The sequence below is a fragment of the Gammaproteobacteria bacterium genome, assembly GCA_015709615.1.
Classification (GTDB): domain Bacteria; phylum Pseudomonadota; class Gammaproteobacteria; order Burkholderiales; family Nitrosomonadaceae; genus Nitrosomonas.
Genome location: CP054179.1, coordinates 2264460 through 2282885, shown reverse-complemented (window position 1 = coordinate 2282885; position 18426 = coordinate 2264460). Strand labels below are relative to the sequence as shown.

Below are 18426 nucleotides of genomic sequence, written 5' to 3'. Positions count from 1 at the left end.
AGATTCCCGCGAAATTCAGTGCGCCTCAGTGGTACATTTTTACTCCGCTATTTACAAACAAAGAAACAACAGCCCCCTGCAATCATAGCAAAATCACCCATGATGCAGAAAATACTGCAATCAATCGAGGTTATTGCACCTACTATGGCAACGGTTCTGATTCAGGGTCAAACAGGTGTAGGTAAGGAGCTGATAGCACGTGCCATCCATGCAATGAGCGATCGCTACCATAAGCCATTCATCGCCATTAACTGTGGCGCGATTCCAGAAAGCTTGATTGAAAGCAGTTTATTCGGGCATGAAAAAGGTGCTTTTACAGGAGCCATCGAAGTACACCATGGTTTTTTTGAGCGAGCCGAAGGTGGCACTTTATTTCTGGATGAAGTCGATTCATTGTCGCCAGCAGCACAAACCAGATTACTTCGCGTGATCCAGGAAGGCGAATTGGAGAGAGTTGGTGGTAAACAAACATTGGCGGTTGATGTAAGAATCATTTCAGCAACAAATCAGAATCTGGAAAGTCTTGTTAAGCAGGATCTGTTCCGTAATGATCTATACTACCGCATCAATGTAGTGCGTTTAAGTATTCCTCCCTTAGTTGAACGACCAGAAGACTTACCTTATCTTGTGCAATTGATCATTCAGCGATTGAACAAGCGATATAACAAGCAGGTTAAATCAGTAAGTCGTGAAGTTATGCAGAAAATCCGCGCTTATCATTGGCCAGGCAATGTTCGTGAATTAGAAAACATTCTTGAACGCAGCATCTTATTTGTTAGTGGCAAAGAAATGACTGAACTGGATCTAGAGCTTTCTACTAAAACAAAAAGCATTGGTGAATGGAAAGACGAGAAAGAATACGCCCTTACCAAAATTGAAAAATCATTTCTAGAAACAGCTCTGAAACAACATCACGGAAATATAAAGAGAGTCTCTGAAAACATGGGAATTACATCACGCGCAGTTTACACCAAACTAAAAAAACATAATATTAACTTGGCAGATTTCCGTGCTCTAGATTAAATGCGATGTATGCAACGCCCGATGGCGTGCATAAATTGATAAAGAAATATTCTATAAAACGCGTTTTACGTACGTAGGACGCGACGTCAGCGCCGAACTAAAAGCACCGCCTCTTCGTTTTTAGCACGTACCGGGATTTTGACAGTGATCGGTCCAATACCGATCTGAATCTCGCGTTCCGGTTGGTAGCCATTACCAACAATGGTCGCTCGCTCATTGTCCAGAACTTGATCAACGCACTGTTTCACAAACTCTGCCAATTCCGCTTCAACGGCTTGCTCGATCAGTTGACGAGCCCCAGTTCTTAATAATTCGGTCAATGAATCTGTAAACGTGTCTGGATCTGATAAATCAATAACGTTACTCTTACTCATAGCGGTGTATTCCTCATCGATTGATTATATTTTGCTTGCCAGCACAACTAATCAATCAGATACGCCGCTATTTTTCAATCCCGAGACACTAAATTCAGTTTAACTCGTCCCTTTGCAGAGTAGTTTTAATGCATGTGCTCTTTAAGCAATACTCAGAGAATTTTGTATTCATCTGGTATGATCGAAGGTACATAACGAATGTAGACCAACTCGCCAACCAGCTCAACTAAAGTTTGAGTAACTATTACTACAGAAGTTAACATCCATTCATTAGGCAGTGCTAAAGCGAGGGGAAGAACAACTAATGAATTACGAGTACCTGCGCTGAATATAAGTGCTCTACTAGCCTGTGCGTCCAAACGAAAGCTGTTTGCCACTAGTTTGGCAATAAAGGGCATTAACGCCATAAAGATGATGAAAATAGGTACTACTAGAATTACAACTGACAAAAATTCATCGATTCTGCCAATTTGGGAGGCCACAACTAAAAATAATGCTAAGGCCATAAATGGCACTGGAAACCATGATGTCATTTGAAGCCATACTGTGCCGCTTTGATGCCGCTTAGCCCAGAATTCCGTTAAGAAAGCCATAAGTAGCGGTAGAGCTATAAGGAATAGAAATGCATCAATGAATGGCTCAGCTTTCATTACCTCAGTTGCTTGTTCTCCCATAAATAACCATAAGTACAGTGGCAAAAAAAGCATTTGCACGAGTAATAGCAGAGGAGTTGAGGTCAATATTAATTTTGCATCACCATGACCTAAATGAGTAAATACCACCACATAGTCAATGCACGGAGTTAGCAAAACCAGATAGAGCCCTAATAATAAGGGAGGGTGTTCAGGTAAAAATAGCGAAAGCAACCAAACAACAGAAGGTACTATTAAGAAATTAACTGTCAATAATGCAATTGAGAAAAATTGCTTATTAGCAAAAGTTTCATATAACTGATGATAAGGAATTTGGGCAAACATACTATAAAGCAATATTCCTAGCACCGGCGATATCAGATACTCAAGATTTATATTAAAAAAACTAATATTCGGACTCCAGAAACCAAAACTGATCCCTAAAATTAACACTACTGCGTAAATCAAAATTTGATTTTCTTCTAATTGTTCTTTTCGCATTTTTACTCCTTAAAACATCCAGCGTAAATTAATATCGTTATTGTGTATGAATTTATAATTTTTTGAGCCTAGATTTTAATTTAGCCTCCCAAAATTACTTTAATTTTTGGACTAAGGAGGAGATTTCAGAATGCGGTTTGATGAATTCTCTGAACACCACATTTGACAATAACTCCCCTAAAGTCAGTAACCGCTTTAGGGGAGTATTCTTATAAATTCTGATTCATCCTTTGCTATTGACAAGCAAATTGGGAGGAGGGCCGATGGGTTCGAAATTTTTCAGTAATGGAATATCATCCTTGTTTATCCATCGTATATCGGTATCGAAAGTATTCTGTGGCCCCCAGCTACCAGTAAATTTCTTGCCATCAGGCGTGAAAGTCCAGCACATTTCTTCATCCGAGGTATTAATGACGTCACCAAGATTGATCGGCTTCTGCCATTCTCCATTTGAATCCTGATGTGAGATCCACATATCGTGCCCACCTCGCGAATCCGGATCAATCCGTGTGCTGGTGATGACCATACTTTTGCCATCTTTTGACACCCCGGTCCAGTGCATGTGGTCGCGTTGAGGAGAATTGATTTTTGCTCCCAGACTCACGGGTTTCTGCCACACTCCATCTTTTTTCTCGACTTTCCAGATATCACTCTCCTGAGTGACACCCGGCTGGCTGTAGTTGAAATAAATCAGGCTGTCAGAAACGATGATCGGACAATGCTCTTCACCGGTCGGGGTATTGATACTGGGAAGTTCCGGAACATCATTCCAATTTTTGGCCGACTGCCATACACCATCCACTTTCTGTACGACATAAAGATCACCCGACAGCAGGTTACCCGGTTCATATCTTGTGAAATAAATGACATTGCCATCATCGGAAAAACTCGGCTCCAAGTCCCAAGCTGATGTATTAATATTCGGCCCAACGGTAGGATCAATATCGGGCCCTAAATGAATAGGCGACTGCCAGATACCATTTACATTGTGAGACATCCATATATCGAAATTGTAAGAGGTGCCGGATGATTCGATACTACCCTTGCGGGTTGACACAAAAATGGCTGTTTTGCCGTCCGCACTGTAGGTGATTTCTATCTCCGAACCAGGTGAGTTGATGGGTGCTCCCATGTCTTTCGATGCAGCTGGCGACTCAGTAACTCCACCGCTTACGGCTCCGTGCATACCCGGCATGGCGTAAGAAACACCATATGCTAATGTACATACCAGCAATATAGAGCAAAGCACCTGAGTAAAAAGCTTGTTTTTCATACTGATCTTCCTCCTTGGATTAAAAACATACAGTTCACTTACCATTATCTTGAAAAGGATAATCTTATTGCTTGATTTATAACTGAGGTTTGTTTTCCTCTGATTTTTCCACTTCAAACAGTATGGCCTGCATTGGAAAACAGGTGGGATTCGATCCATACTCTCTGACAAATGTCTTCGCTAAGACTTCGACGATATTCTCAGGATCAACTTCGCCACGTTCTCTGATCTCATTGATGATCGGGCTGAATATCAACCCACGCGCAAAAGATCTGACATCTGGAATATCGTAAACTCGTCGCTGAACAGAAATGTTTATTCGCTCGAACCCAGCTCGAATCAGCATTTCCTTGATCGGGTCAATTTCGAAGGATGAAACTGTACCCTCAAGAAACCGTGGAGGATCCGATGGAAAAAACTGCTTCATGACTTCGAAAGTCAAACTAGCATATGGATTGTAATGACGAGAATCCCAAACACTGAATAGATACCGTCCTCCTCGCCTCAATACCCTGGACACCTCCCTAAATGCCATATCCTTATCAAAGAACATTATCCCGAACTGACAGATGACTGCATCGAATACTTGATTATCAAAAGGCAATATCGTGGCATTTGCAATCTGAAATGTGACTTGCTCATGGGGAAGAAATTTTGCACGGGCAACATCCATCATGGAATCGCTGATGTCAATTGCTGTAAGTTGTGCATCCTTGGGAAGTACGTTGCGCAATTTCCTAGTGACGATTCCCGTACCTGATGCAACTTCAAGCACGTCGCGAACAGACCTTTCTGCTACGCGTCTTGCAATATCGGATGCATATTGCTCAAACAACACATGCCCCAAATCACGATCGTAAGCGATCGCCACATCACCAACATACCCTGCCATTGAATTCTCCAATAAACGTTAACTTATGAAGATAAAAACTAAGTTTAATTCTCATCTACGTACAATCATCAATATTCAAGTAGTACAGTAAAATTAATCGACTATTCGTCTTAAGTTATAGAAGAAGACTGCAGTTACACCCAGTAAGAGCAAAGGCCAGAACTGGATGAAAGGCTCGTACCATCCAGTACCTACAATAATTGGTATCTCCAGTTCAAAATCAGACGAATTCTCATCTACGCCCGCGAGGCGAAGTACATATTCTCCCGTTTCATCAATGCGAATTTCCTGGGAAATAATGCCTGACTGATAAATCTCAGCAGGAACCGCCAAGAGTGGCTGCCCTGATTTTCCATCGACTACCCTGAATAGAGTGAGTGTTACTGGTTGTTCTCGTACAGATAGGGGATATAACAAATCGATGGTAATACTGAGCAGGCCCGGATTGGGCACCTGACCACACAGAATGGGAGTGGACATTGCACTTAATGCATCTTCCGGCACCTCGTAATTATGGGGAATAAAATAAGCGGAATAGCCGATCATCAATGTATCGGACTCGATCGTACAGGTACCACCACGAAAGCCTTTGGGATAAGTTTCTGACATATCTCCCTGGGAACTTACATGAAACTGCATACCGATCACGCCGATGCTCATCAATATTGCTATAAAAATTAAAAGGCGTCGGGTATGAATCGGTAAATTCTGCCAGATTGCGGTCATTTTTCCTCCTTGGAATTATTCCAGATAATCATAGAATCGATATACCTTATCGATCCTGTCCGTCTTCACTTCTTCTTTGTTATGTAAGTACAAATTCATGTTGTATTACGCAGTAAAATATCCTCGGCAGCCATTCGTCCTAAATGTGCAATTTCACCATTGCCGGTAATCATTGCGGTCACGATAGCCCCGTCAATCAGCAGATTCAATTTCTCAGTTACCGTCTCCGGATCCTTTACACCACTTTCCGCCACCAATGCCAGAAACCTGGCACTGATTTTCTCCCTGTAACTATTGGCAACTTCCTGTATCCAGCCATTACTCTTCTCATGTTCAGCCACGGCATTGATAAAGACGCAGCCATAAAAATCTTCACTCTCGAACCAGGCTCGCATCAAGTCGAACAATGCCAGGACACGATCGACCGGGGAACATTCCATTGCCGGAAGATCGGAATCGAACCAACGAAACCATATATCTGCTTCTGCCTCAAATACGGCCTTGAGTAAGTTTTCCTTCGAACCATAGTGGGTATAGAGGCTGCGCCGGGATACACCAGATTCTTCGATAATCCTAGCAATCCCTGTTGCATGAATACCTACCTGGCAAAATAAGCGGCGGGCTGTTTGCAGTATTTTTCTCTCTACTGATATTTTCCTAGGCATTATTGTTAAGCTAATCCGGCATATCGATATCGATTTTCACACTGGTAGATCCATAATTTCTCAGCTATTGAAGTAAGAGAGTCTTCAAATAATAATCACCTTATTTCATCCTGAGTTGTTCTCTGATTTTTCTGGCGATTTTTCCAGCTTCGACACGAATTTCCCGTAACTGGCCGCTAAGCGGATTGATTTGTCCAATAAAATAAAGGCGAGGCGCTTCTTCCAATTCCTGGTCACCCGAAATTTTCGACCTACCCTTTTCGTCAGTAATATTCGGTATTTGAACAAGCTCAGAAATCCCAGTTGTAAATAGCGGAGTAAAAATGTACCACTGAGGCGCACTGAATTTCGCGGGAATCTCGGAATAAAAGTGTACCAGTCTGAAGCCTGTAAGCTGATGCGATTAGCATCAAGTGAAAGGCGATGAGGATGTATACAGTGGAACTATATGTAAAGATTCGACGTGCGGTGATGGTAGAAGGCAGAAGCGAGCGCGAAGTTGCGCGTTATTTTGGAATTCACCGCAAGACTGTGAAGAAGATGTGTCAATACGCTGCACCGCCGGGTTATCGGCGCAAGCGCGAACCCGTATCTCCCAAGCTTGCTCCTTTCACTGGCATCATTGATGCTATTTTGGAAGCTGACAAACAAGTGCATGTTAAGCAGCGCCATACTGCGATACGGATATTGGAGCGGTTGCGTGAAGAACACGGCTTTACTGGTGGTTATACCATCGTACGTAACTATGTTAACAAGGCTGCAATTCGGCAGAAGGAAATGTTCATGCCGTTAGTGCACTTGCCTGGCCATGCCCAGGTAGACTTTGGTGAAGCCGATGGCTATATTGGTGGCAAACTGGTTCGATTCCATTATTTCTGCCTTGATATGCCGCATTCGGATGGTTGCTTTGTCAAAGCCTATCCAACTGAAGATACCGAATCCTTTCTGGATGGGCATGTTGCTGCCTTTGCATTTTTGGGTGGGATACCGCAATCGATCCTGTACGACAACACCAAGATTGCGGTGGCCAAGATACTGGGCGATGGCAAACGCCAGCGTACCAAGGCATTCAGCGAGCTGCAGAGCCACTATCTGTTTGAAGACAAGTTTGGGCGACCGGCCAAAGGCAACGACAAGGGGAAAGTTGAGGGCATGGTTGGTTACAGTCGCCGCCACTTCATGGTGCCGCTACCCATTGCTGCTGATTTTAATGCCCTGAATGCAAAATTGTTGGATGGGTGCATCAAGCGCCAACAGGCCAAGTTGCGGGGTCAAACTGAAACCATCGCTGAGCGCATGAAACGCGATACGGCTGCATTGATGGCTTTACCTGCAGTTGCTTTTGATGCCTGCCATAAGATTTCCACGCGTGTATCTTCATTATCGCTCGTGCGTTATCGAAGCAACGATTACTCGGTGCCTACTCAATACGGTCACTGGGAGGTACTGGTGAAGGGCTATGTGGATCGCGTAGAGATTTGCCTGGGCACAGATACGATTGCACGTCATGCGCGCAGCTACGGTCGGGAAGAATTCATATACAACCCCTTGCACTACCTGGCATTGTTAGAGCAGAAACCGCGTGCGCTCGATCAAGCGGCACCCTTGCAAGATTGGGTACTACCTGAAGTATTCGATCGGCTGCGTCGCGTGTTGGAAGTCCGCATGGAACGCCGTGGCCGCAAGGAATATATCCAGATTTTGCGGTTGCTGGAGAATTTTAGCCTAGCGCAAGTTGAGCAGGCAATCAAACAAGCGATGGGGTTCGGTACAATTGGTTTTGATGCCATCAAGCATTTGATTCTGTGCGCGATAGAGCAACGACCTGCCAAGCTCGATTTGATGCTCTATCCCTATTTACCCCGTGCCAGCGTGAAATCCACTGAACCACGATCGTATTTAAGCTTGCTGCAAGGATTCAAGTCAAGCCAATCTACGGAGGTGCGTTATGACTGATACCTCTATTCCCACCACGGTCGCGCCGCAAGTCTTGCTGATCAATCACTTCAAGACCCTAAAGTTACCAACCTTTGCACGTGAATATGAAAAGGTGGGACTCGAATGCGCACGTGAGGATGTTGATTATGCACGCTATTTATTGCGACTATGCGAACTGGAATGCATTGATCGTGAACGGCGGAATACCGAGCGGCGCATACGTCAGGCGAAATTCCCAGTAATTAAAAGCCTGGATACGTTCGACTTTGCTGCAATACCTGGACTGAATAAATCATTGATACTGGAGTTGATGCGCTGTGAATGGATCGATAAGCGCGAGAACATCATTGCGTTGGGCCCATCAGGCGTTGGCAAGACTCATATCGCATTGGCTTTAGGGCTGGCTGCCTGCCAAAAAGGCATGAGCGTTTTATTCACGACAGCTGCAGCGCTGGTGCATGAGTTAATGGAGGCGCGCGATGAAAAGCGATTACGTACCTTGCAAAAGCAATTGACCAACGTCAAATTGCTGATCATCGACGAACTGGGTTATGTGCCATTTACTGCAATTGGTTCAGAGCTCTTATTCGAAGTATTCAGCCGTCGATATGAACATGGATCCACTTTAGTCACATCGAATTTACCATTTGATGAGTGGACCAGTGTGTTGGGATCAGAACGATTGACCGGTGCGCTGTTGGATCGCTTAACCCATCATGTTCATATTCTGGAAATGAATGGAGAATCGTATCGCCTGGCCGCAAGCAAGAAACGGCAAAAGCAGACAGTACAAACCAAGCCTATAGAAAAGGAGGATGCCAGACCAATATAAAAGATTTTAGGGGAAACACTGCGCCTTTACTGAAACCCAAGAAATAAAAAATCAGAGGCGCAAAACCAGAGGTTAAATCCCTCTTTTTATTAACCTAACTGGTACACTCTTCGCGCGCTATTTGGTACCCTTTTACTCCGCCATTGACAAACGCGACCTCCAGACATTTCTCCGCACGCATGGTTGCGTCTTCATCATGACCCGCGTTATCTGCCATTACCTGTGCCAAAGTTCGATATCCCGCCGCATCGATGACCTCGTCCTTGGCGCGCGATATCGCCTGGAGCATGTCACTGAGATCGAGTGCCGGATCCCACAGGTTGCGATAGTGACGAAGCGGAAGCCGTGGCATCTCATCTTCGAGCAACCCGATTGCTTCCGACCGATCGACCAGACGTGGATCAGAGGGCAGTCCCAACTTATCATGAAAGCGGCGAACAATATCCAAACCGAACGCATGGAACGTGCCGATCCACATCGCTGCGGCAGCAGTGGGGTTGCTCGCGGCCAGTCGCTCGCTCAGTTCATTGGCTGCTTTGTTGGAGAATGTGAGGACGAGAATAGATACGGGGTCCACACCTTCGGCAAGCAAGCTCTCGATACGACGCACAAGCGTTCGCGTTTTACCAGTGCCAGGTCCGGCTTGCAACTGAAACGCACCATTGCGATGTTCTGCTGCCGCAATCTGAGTTGAGTCGGGGACCAACGCTTCGGCAGGAACGGCGAATGACTCGGTCGAAGAATCCTCTGGCAGCAACAGCGCATCCAGAAGTTGTTGCTGAACCACCTGCAGCGGCACACCGAGGCGTGTGGCAATGTCTGCCGAAGAACATCCATCGCACACATGTAGATGTCGGACCACCGAACGTGGTAGTAGGAGTTCACGGGCAAAGAGATCCATCCGGATTTCCCGCCGCTCCCGCGCGCCATAGTCGAGCACCTTTTCAATGCCGACCGGTGCATCCTCGACAGAGCGTTCTGGTTCGACTTGCTCTGTCACAACGTCTTGCGTGCCGCCCTCCACCACAACATGCCCGAGTTCATGGGCAATGAGAAAAGCACGGTCGAATTCGGATCCCGTGTCTTCGTACAGAATGATTCCCGCCTGACTGTCGAAGGCCGCGCGCCCCCCTTTCAGTTGGGAGTCACCTGACGGTAAGGCATACACATCTAACTCTCTTCGAACCGCTTCCCGTCGGACAAAATCGAGCAATCTCCACGGATCATCACCTGCTGCGACCGCCGCTTGATGAATGCGCTCTGCTTCTCGACGAGCGGCCTCGGTCGCATCCATGACCTAGCCCTGTAGTGCCTTGAGGGCTTCCAGTTGAGCTGGCGTGAGTTGAGACATCTCAATCGCTTCTGTAAAAGAAATCTGTTCAGTGACCGCCGGCTTCACGGCTGATCGAAAGCTATGGCCGGACACTATTGCTGGCGGACTTTGCAGATAGCTCATAACAGATTCTGCGGTCGCGCCCAATTCGGCTGCGAGTCCCTCAACAAAGCATCCCGGTATAGTTGCTGCGACGATCGCCCGATCACGTAGGCGTGCTAGCAGCAGGGGGGTGATATTGAGTTTTTTTGCGAGCGATCTGAAAGCGGTTGGATTTAGCGTGGCAAACGGGTTTGTGACCACCACGTCGTCGGATTGCCCGACGACAGTTTGGAACCGCTGCCAAGCCCGATCTACGGCGCCTCCTGAGACAACTGTGATCTCGTCACTACGAGTTGCATCCACCATCAATTCAATCGAGCAGGCGACGAGTGCTTTCGCATGCTCCGGGTACTCCCTCAGGTATTTCTCCAACGTCTTGTGGTTGTGCGTCGGTTCAACGGCAAAAGCCAGAAGAACCTCTTCCTCACTGGGTTTTGAGTATTGTTCGACAGTCATTGTGCATTTTCCTCTTGAAGAATGGCCTTGAGCGCCTTGCAGGCGCGATCGTGGCGGTTGCGAACCGTCCTTTCGTCGCACTGCAGAATGCGTGCAATGGTCATAATGTCTTTATCCTTGGAATCAATCTGAAAACCTTGTAGTCGTAGCCCGATGACCTGCTTTTGATCATCTGGCAAACGGTCAATCGCGACAGTTAGCTCCAACCGGAAAGCCGGATCGTCAAGTTTTTCAGGATCACCACCTAGAAAGTCAGCAGCAGCGGCCTCCACCTCGGCCGAAATCTCCAAGCCATCCTCTTCATCCGTGCCCAAAGGCACCGTGTCTACTGCCGACGGACCAATCCGGCGCAAAGCGGACGTACGGAAAGCCGCGAATGCTTTGCCGAAGCGGATTTCATAGAAATCCAGCAGACCAGTGCATCCTTTACAGTCTTTGGCGATTTGTTCCGCGAATTGATCCATGATCTCTTCCCGAATGCCTCGGGCACCAGCCATGCATGAATCAGAGACAACTAAGCACAGCGACTGCTCGATCCGTTTCATAAGAATGCGGAATATCTTTTCAAAATCCCCCTGCTTTCCGTCTGTCCAAGCTCTTCGCAGAAAGTGGATCAGTGCCTCCGACGGCACATGCCCGATGCTCTTCCTGGACTGCGTCGCAAATTGTCTGAGTCGCTCTGCGACCTCAATCGTTTCCAGCTTTTTAAGCCACGCTTCAATCTCGGGAGGACGCTCATACGAGGTACCGTCCCTCTTTCTCTGTTTAAGGGGTTCCGGCATTCGTTGTCTCCGTTACAGGTAGCTCAATCGATAATGAAAGGGTCAACATCGTGCCCACCGCTCTACCGGACACGGATCGGCAGCGACACTTGCGGCTGGATTGGCACCAGCGTTTTCGCGTAGGCACGCAAGATTTCGTTATAGAGGTCGGCATGCTTAGGGGCTTCGACGGTGATGATCAGCGCATACCGGATCTTCTCGGCGCCGGTGGCTCGACCGCCTGCTTCACGTGCGTTGTAGTGGATATCAAAGACCGGATTTTTGAGGGTGCTGCCGCGCATATTCTTCGCGCTGTGCAAGACTGTTTCCCACTTGCCCATGTCGGAGCGCCGTTCTTCTTCCGTCGCATACTTCTTCATATCGAAGAAGCTTTTGGTATCGGCGTTGGCCTTACCGTCCTTGATTTTCTCGTCGCTGGGACGGAATACGACCTCCAGGCCCGCACGCGTGTACGCGGCTGCGTCCTGCGGATCGGTCGGTGAGGCATAGCAGAAGGTTGCCTTGAGGCGGATGCTGCCATTTAGGCCACGGACGGGCAACGGCAACGAGGCGCGCAGGTATTTACCCGGCTTCAGTTCTCCCTGGTAGACCACGCGTGCTACGCCCTCTGGACAGGTGATGATGCTCATTAAGTCCTCAGGCACCTTGCCCCAGCCCACTTCAAGCTTGTCGTGCGTCGCGGTGTCTGCCGCGTGGACCAACAGCGCCTTAATCGCCAGCGGCGACAATTCCGCGCCTAGGATGGATCGAATACCGACCGCACTGCGTAGCAGGTACGGGGAAGCAAAGCTGGTACCCAACTGGGGCGAAAGTGCCGCTTTCTTGCCTGGAGAAAGTACGTGGAAGTAGTTATCAGCATTACCACCAAAGGCCATCAGGTCCGGTTTGACGACTCCTGGGCTGCGACCGGGACCTACCGCGCTGTACGGCGCGCGCGCCCAGTCCGCCTCGGTATCGTTGGCAGCACCGACCGCCAGTGCGTTGACACAGTCCGAAGGCACCTGCACGCGTGCATTACCGGAGGCGCGGTCCATCTGGCCATTGTTGCCGATGGACACGGTCATCAAGGTGTCGCCGTCGCTCAGCAGATCGTCAATGACCGACGTCCAAGCGTGTACATCGGTATCCTCGATCGGCAAATTCGGGCCGAGACTAAGATTAATGAACTGGTACTGCCGTGAGAGCAGAACCTGTTCGATGAAGCCCAAGGTCCGGTACAACTCCAGTGGATCTTCCGTGCCGGCGTCCTTGTCGAGCACACGCAAATGATCGACATAAGCAAAGGGACGGGCGGCAGTGCCGTTCGGCTGAATGGGACCGAACAGGAATGCGGAGCTGACGGCAAGGCCATGTTCCAAACCTGCCGGATCGTCCTGCGCGTCTTCGTCCAGGACGCGGTACGAGCGGAGCCACGGGCCAATCGCATGCTGTTTGGGCAAGCCACCATCAAGAATGGCGACCTTGGGCTCGGACGATAGCGGCTGCTCGGCCGGCAGGTTGCAGCTGACCGACACCTCGCCTGTGCGATGTACGGGCCGCATGCCACGCAGCTTGGGCACCGGGCGGATGATGCGCACGAACACGAATTCGGCAAGCCGTTCGATGTCGTCATGCTTACCTTCGACCGGCACGAACCACAGGTTGCCCGCTGTAAAGCTGAGGTTGCTGTGAACCTTAACGCTCACCTCCTTAGCATATTTCACGAAGGCTTGCTGGACGAACATGCGGCTTTCATCAGGCAGCAAATGGATGCCCACCTCGAAGAAGCGATCCCTGGTGCTGCCATAGTCGGCAATGCGGTCATGGGGTGTGAATACGGAGAATTGCTCAATGTGTGTCAGGTCCAGCGCCTCATCAGATTCGAGCTCGATCTGTTGGGTCCAGTCAGTGAGATGGCGAAACACTTGGCGTTTGCCGGCGACGAACAATTCGGTCGTCGTGCATTCCTGCGGCGCTCCCTTCTTGGTCCAGCCGTCGGGCGTCACCTTCACGGTACGACTACCGACCGACTCCAAGCCGACCGTGCGCAACATCGCAACCGGAAAAAACGACCGAGCGATGTAGCTGGGATTTATCATCAGCCGGGCAACGCCGAAGTCACCGGGGCAGGCATGTGCAGGTAAGGCATCGAGCGCGGTCGCAGTCGCCGAGAACTGAGGTGTTAACCGCTGCAAGGCTTGCGCAAGGGTATAGACCACTGCCTTGCCCGGCATGCGTTTTGGTCCCTTGATGTCGTGGGTCAGCAGTTCGCCGCGCCCGATCAGAAAATTGGTTTGACTCATGCGTCAGGCTTTCTTTTTGAGGGTTTCTTGGCGATGGGCGGTTGCTCGCTCGTGTACTTTCGGATGGTGTCGCGGCTCACTCCGGTGATGTCGGAGATCGTGTGCTGCGAAAGACGAGTCTGCTTGGCTAGCAACACCGCCAGATCAATACGCCCCTGACGCTCCAGGACGAGTGCGCGTGATTTGACGAATTCTTCGATCAGGTCGGCGTCCGAGGCAGTACTCAACGCGACGGCACGTCGGAAACGCTGAAGATCCCGTTCAATGTCGCTGAATGACTCACCATTGAAAACGAAGGCCAGAATATCGATCCAGCGCCCGAACAGCGCATAGTCCTGGCCCAGAAAGCGCTTAATCGCCTGTTTGACGGCCGGCATTGCGGGCGCCTTGAAATTGATCACAAGATCGAAGCGTCTCCACAACGCAGGATCGATCAGCTCTGCATGATTGGTAGCAGCCAGCAGCAAGCCCGTGGCAGGCCACTCATCGACCTCCTGCAGGATGACGGTAACCAACCGCTTCAACTCGCCGATATCGGCATCGTCGCTGCGGCGCTTGGCGATGGCGTCGATCTCATCCAGCAGCAATACGCAAGGGTCACGTTTCGAGAAATCAAGTGCGGCACGCAGGTTGCTTCCACTGCGTCCGAGCAGGCTGCTCATGACGGCAGTTAGATCCAGCACATATAGCGGCACACCCAATTGCGAGGCTAACCAACGCGCCGTGAGCGTTTTGCCGACACCTGGCGGCCCCACAAAAATGGCGGATCGTGTTGGGCTTAGGCCCATTGATGCCAGACGCTCCGTTTGACGGCGCTCTTGGATCAGTTGGCTCAAGGTTTCTTCGAGGTCAAGCGAGAGAAGGGGCTGCTCGCGACTGGGTTCGTCCTTGAAAACCTTCAGCAGTGACAATCTCGATTCGTCGTCGACCGGCAAAGTCTGCGTCGGTAACACTGGTTGTGCGGCGGCCTTACGCAAAGGAGTGCTTGAGCGAGGCGCCTTCGCACGTAGATACAGATCCATCTGTTCAGCCAGCTCAGGATCGGTATTGCGATACTTGCGCACGAGCCGGGCGACGAACAGCCGCACGTCCTCGGTCTGCTCCGCGAGTGCAAGCCTGATTAACTGGGCTAAATCAGATTGAATTTCATTAATTTCGTCCAACATTTTTTTAAAAAATTGATATTAATTGAATTTTTATTTTTTAAAGTGGAATAGATTTATTTTCTCACGTTTTTGCTGAGATGTGAAGAACAACGCGTGCGATGTCAAGCGGCGTGCAACAGCTGCAATCAATGCTGATGTTGCATTGCAAACGAATACCGGCCTTGCCCTGGTAATTCGTACATCTTAACGCGCTTATTGTGCGGTCTTTTTCAACTGTGCCAGAAGCCAGTTTGCTCAAACTTCATTGAACTGATGTAATTCAGTGTCGAACTAAGCATCATTTGTTCTTACGTGCTAATCAACGCTCAAAATTTACCACTCTCAGCATGAAGTGGTTTCCATGAACTGGTCAGCAGCGAATAAAGCACCCCGCCGCAAGCAGCGAGGTATTAAAAGCGCTCTTCAGACTGCTGGTTTTCAACCAGCCTTCGCCCCAAGGGGCGAGGAATTAAACCCGGAAGAGATTAAAATCGGTCGGGGGTGCCAGGGTTTCCATTTTCCGCTTTTGATGGAATTCAGTCGTGCCCAACCGCCATTCGGAAATTTGCCGATGACTTCATCCTTGCGTCTACCCCACGTTATCCAGGTAACATTGCCATCTCGTAGCCGCACTGGCAAGTGTGCATCCGATTGCGGGAAATATATCTTTTCGCCCTAATATTCAATACCGCCGCACATAATAACCAGGCCATTAGTTGCTGCGTGAACGTGAAATTGTTTTTGTGGCCATTGAAATTAGCCGTTGACTAGCTTCATGCTCAAAGGATGGCGACATACGTTTGATTTCGTCGCTGCGCAATTGATGACGCTTTGCGGTCAGCTGCCAATCACCCAGACTTTTTCCAATCTTTTGTAATGCCAAGTCGGCTACTGATTGATTTAATGCAAAGTATTCTGCCAGCTCCAGGCAGGTATCTAATGATGGTTTAACGCTTTGGTTAAACGCCAGTTGGTGCACTCGTTGGGTAAAAGGCTGAGGGGTTGGGTTTAAATCATAGGCAGGTGCCAGCCGCCATCCCTGGGAAGCACGCAGAAAACCATGATTGCGTAGATGATCATCAATATTTCCGGTCATGGCGTTAAATGTCATGCGCCGCCATAATTCCAGGCGGTCTTGTGCAGGCTGTGCAGATTCACGATTAATTGCATCCGCTATTTCCAGATAACTCGCACCTTCCTTGGTATCTTCATTGCGTCCTAATAGTGTCATGGCCGACATAAAAGGGGTACGCAGTGTTTTCTCACGATCGAATCGCTTGACTAGCAAAACCGGCGAATCACTCTTTGCATTTAAAACCTTGAATGCTGTTACCTCAATTCCGGCTTGTTGTGCAAGATCCAGCATAACGGCTTCCCATAAACTGATTCGTTCGGTATCGTTCTGTGAAGCAAACTTGGCTATCCAGAGTTCACCGGCATCTTCAATCGCCGCTTTAGGCCGCGCTCCGCCAAGCGATGAGCCAGGCTGCGCAAGGATGGCAAGATCAGCGGCCGTTTCGATACCGCTCTCAAAATGCCTGGCTGCGGTTTCAAGTTGACGCATATGAATCAGCTTTGGGATATTCGTATGTTCTGCAAGAAACACGTCAGGCGCATGATTGTGGCTTAAACGAAGTCCACCCATGCGCATGTAATCACTGACGCCCAACATATAGTCACTGTCACTTAAAAAGATACCGGTTGCGCGTGTCTGAACCAACCTGCCCCAACGATCCGGCGAAATATCCTGGAAGGCACCCCATAAGTGGTTGTTCAAATACGGCATATCAACCAGCAAAGGGAGTTCTGGATCAATGGCAAAGCGATTGGGGTGTTTGATCCAGGAGCGTTCATAGATAAAGCGGTAATTTTCCCTGCCACGGCTTTTATGAATTTCCAGGTGGCCAATGCGATGCAATTGTCCTTGCCAATCTAATGAGATAAGCAGGTGCGTGTCACTCATTTAGAAACTCTGACTCGTTTGGGTAGTTTTTCATCCATCAGATCCAGACCCAGGGAATCATGGGTTCGATCCATGAGCATTTCGAGTTCATCGGCTTTACCGAGGATATATAACGCCATCACGTAATTGCCCATACTGGTATTGGGTTCGCCGCGTTCAATTTTTGCAACTGTTACCCGTGTAACGCCCATGCGCTCCGCCATCAATTGCACAGTAATTCCCCGGCGCTTTCTTGCGTCACGAATATCACCACCAAGTTTCTTCAGGACTTGCTCAACACGAAATGATCTGACAGACATAATGAATACTATAGCACTCATGTAATGATATAAAGATCACTATAGTATACTATATGTAGATTAAATACCGAATAACTGTCAGCGTGTATGACTTCTGCGTTTACCCAATCCGCCATCTTCCTTCACAAAGGTTCTGGGCTTTCTAAAAATGGCGCTTATTTCACCGGACATTGACGCAAACAACCCTTCTTCTCGCAATGAACGATAATCGGAACCCTCTACTGTTAGCACATCTTTTAGTATGCCAACTTCGCAGGCTTTAGATAATACCGGGTGCCTGTAATCATTGGCAGTCGTGATGGCAAAAACGGTATTGACGCCGGAATTGCGTGCAAAATTTTGCAGCCGCGCCAGAAGCAGATTTTGAGGACGATTCAGTACCGATAAGGGTAACTCACTTAATGACAATACAAAGCCTGTTGCGCTGATACCGATCAGATTAAAAAACTGATCCCGCTTTTTTAAAGCATGGCCTATCTTTGCAAGATCCTCCGGTGAAGCTATTTTCTCCAAAAGCAGTTCATGACTTTTATAGTGATTATTCTGATAACCGCCTGCCTGATCACCCATCCAATCCACAAAATCGATATGGCCATTTTTATCAATGACGCTATATTGACTGGTATTGATAACTACATGACCTTTGAAACTCGGAACAGTCGTTGCGATTATTTCTGTGAGCCTGATGTCCTGACTCGACGGCGCAGCATTACCCGATGGGTGGTTGTGTAATAACCAGTAACCATCTGCTTTAACATGTCGTCTAGTTTTTTCTACCAAAACACCCAGATCATGATTGGCATGTCCAATCTTCTCCAGATAAACTGCGCCCGGCAATCTGGAACTCACAGCCGTATGATGAACGATGCGATTCATACGGGTATAGAAGATTCTCAGCGTCTCATAGCGAGGATCTCGTAATATTTGCGCCATTATTGCCAGTTCATGGCCTGACTTGATGGGCTGATTCAGGAAGGTGATTCCTCCTTTTTCTCGGAAGTCTTTCGGGAAATCACAACCCAATAAGGTGCCACCTGCCCATCGAGCATGAGCCTCGAGCAGTTCTGTATAGGCACCTCTTCCTGCTTCCTTTTGCTTGTCTGTAATACCGGGACGAGTTTCAATTTTTTCATAAAGATCACCTTCATCAGAATTGGATGGGGCTCCTGGAATCTTCAGCATATTATCGCGCATCTTGCGGTCTCCTT

General features: G+C 48.5%; 15 protein-coding genes and 2 pseudogenes. 3 read left to right on the top strand and 14 right to left on the bottom strand.

The features are described from left to right. Positions 1-60: 60 nt before the first annotated feature. Positions 61-1023, top strand: a pseudogene (locus tag HRU77_10945) (sigma-54-dependent Fis family transcriptional regulator). Positions 1024-1109: 86 nt separating this feature from the next. Here HRU77_10945 and HRU77_10940 read toward each other — a convergent pair. The 6 genes from HRU77_10940 to HRU77_10915 all read right to left on the bottom strand — a co-directional run bounded on the left by HRU77_10940 (position 1110) and on the right by HRU77_10915 (position 6086). Then, positions 1110-1397: a hypothetical protein gene (locus HRU77_10940; protein ID QOJ21160.1), complete on the bottom strand. Its 288-nt coding sequence runs from the start codon at positions 1395-1397 to the stop codon at positions 1110-1112. A 152-nt stretch (positions 1398-1549) separates the two neighbouring features. Next, positions 1550-2530: an arsenic resistance protein gene (locus HRU77_10935; protein QOJ21159.1), complete on the bottom strand. Its 981-nt coding sequence runs from the start codon at positions 2528-2530 to the stop codon at positions 1550-1552. Positions 2531-2753: 223 nt separating this feature from the next. Further along, a complete protein-coding gene (locus HRU77_10930; protein ID QOJ21158.1) occupies positions 2754-3803 on the bottom strand; it encodes a PD40 domain-containing protein in 1050 nt (349 codons plus the stop codon). A 76-nt stretch (positions 3804-3879) separates the two neighbouring features. After that, the gene (locus tag HRU77_10925) at positions 3880-4695 is read right to left on the bottom strand and encodes a methyltransferase domain-containing protein (protein QOJ21157.1); all 816 of its coding nucleotides are present in this window, start codon (positions 4693-4695) and stop codon (positions 3880-3882) included. 93 nt (positions 4696-4788) lie between these two features. Beyond that, positions 4789-5421, bottom strand: a complete 633-nt coding sequence (locus tag HRU77_10920; GenBank protein QOJ21156.1) for a hypothetical protein — start codon at positions 5419-5421, stop codon at positions 4789-4791. Between the two features lie 95 nt (positions 5422-5516). Then, positions 5517-6086: a TetR/AcrR family transcriptional regulator gene (locus HRU77_10915; GenBank protein QOJ21155.1), complete on the bottom strand. Its 570-nt coding sequence runs from the start codon at positions 6084-6086 to the stop codon at positions 5517-5519. Between the two features lie 429 nt (positions 6087-6515). Here HRU77_10915 and HRU77_10910 point away from each other — a divergent pair, with 429 nt between their 5' ends. Continuing rightward, positions 6516-8042 (top strand): IS21 family transposase, encoded by a 1527-nt coding sequence (locus HRU77_10910; protein ID QOJ21154.1) that lies wholly within the window; start codon positions 6516-6518, stop codon positions 8040-8042. After that, positions 8035-8856, top strand: coding sequence for an ATP-binding protein (locus HRU77_10905; GenBank protein ID QOJ21153.1), 822 nt, complete (start codon positions 8035-8037; stop codon positions 8854-8856). Before HRU77_10910 ends, HRU77_10905 begins: the two co-directional genes overlap by 8 nt. Positions 8857-9001: 145 nt before the next feature. Here the strand turns inward: HRU77_10905 and HRU77_10900 are convergent. From HRU77_10900 to HRU77_10865, 8 genes and pseudogenes are all read right to left on the bottom strand, one after another. Further along, positions 9002-10150: pseudogene (locus tag HRU77_10900) on the bottom strand (UvrD-helicase domain-containing protein). Positions 10151-10153: 3 nt separating this feature from the next. Continuing rightward, complete coding sequence (locus HRU77_10895) at positions 10154-10747, bottom strand: hypothetical protein (protein QOJ21152.1); 594 nt, start codon at positions 10745-10747, stop codon at positions 10154-10156. Beyond that, the gene (locus tag HRU77_10890) at positions 10744-11529 is read right to left on the bottom strand and encodes a sigma-70 family RNA polymerase sigma factor (protein QOJ21151.1); all 786 of its coding nucleotides are present in this window, start codon (positions 11527-11529) and stop codon (positions 10744-10746) included. The genes HRU77_10895 and HRU77_10890 overlap by 4 nt, the downstream gene beginning before the upstream one ends. A 62-nt stretch (positions 11530-11591) precedes the next feature. Further along, positions 11592-13811, bottom strand: coding sequence for a S8 family peptidase (locus HRU77_10885; protein ID QOJ21150.1), 2220 nt, complete (start codon positions 13809-13811; stop codon positions 11592-11594). Further along, positions 13808-14977 carry an AAA family ATPase gene (locus tag HRU77_10880; protein QOJ21149.1) on the bottom strand — a complete coding sequence of 390 codons (1170 nt, stop codon included), beginning with the start codon at positions 14975-14977 and terminating at the stop codon, positions 13808-13810. The genes HRU77_10885 and HRU77_10880 overlap by 4 nt, the downstream gene beginning before the upstream one ends. Positions 14978-15668: 691 nt before the next feature. Continuing rightward, positions 15669-16919 carry a type II toxin-antitoxin system HipA family toxin gene (locus HRU77_10875; GenBank protein QOJ21148.1) on the bottom strand — a complete coding sequence of 417 codons (1251 nt, stop codon included), beginning with the start codon at positions 16917-16919 and terminating at the stop codon, positions 15669-15671. Further along, positions 16916-17218: a helix-turn-helix transcriptional regulator gene (locus tag HRU77_10870; protein QOJ21147.1), complete on the bottom strand. Its 303-nt coding sequence runs from the start codon at positions 17216-17218 to the stop codon at positions 16916-16918. The genes HRU77_10875 and HRU77_10870 overlap by 4 nt, the downstream gene beginning before the upstream one ends. Before the next feature lie 78 nt (positions 17219-17296). Further along, the gene (locus tag HRU77_10865) at positions 17297-18412 is read right to left on the bottom strand and encodes a DNA repair protein RadC (GenBank protein QOJ21146.1); all 1116 of its coding nucleotides are present in this window, start codon (positions 18410-18412) and stop codon (positions 17297-17299) included. Positions 18413-18426 lie beyond the last annotated feature (14 nt).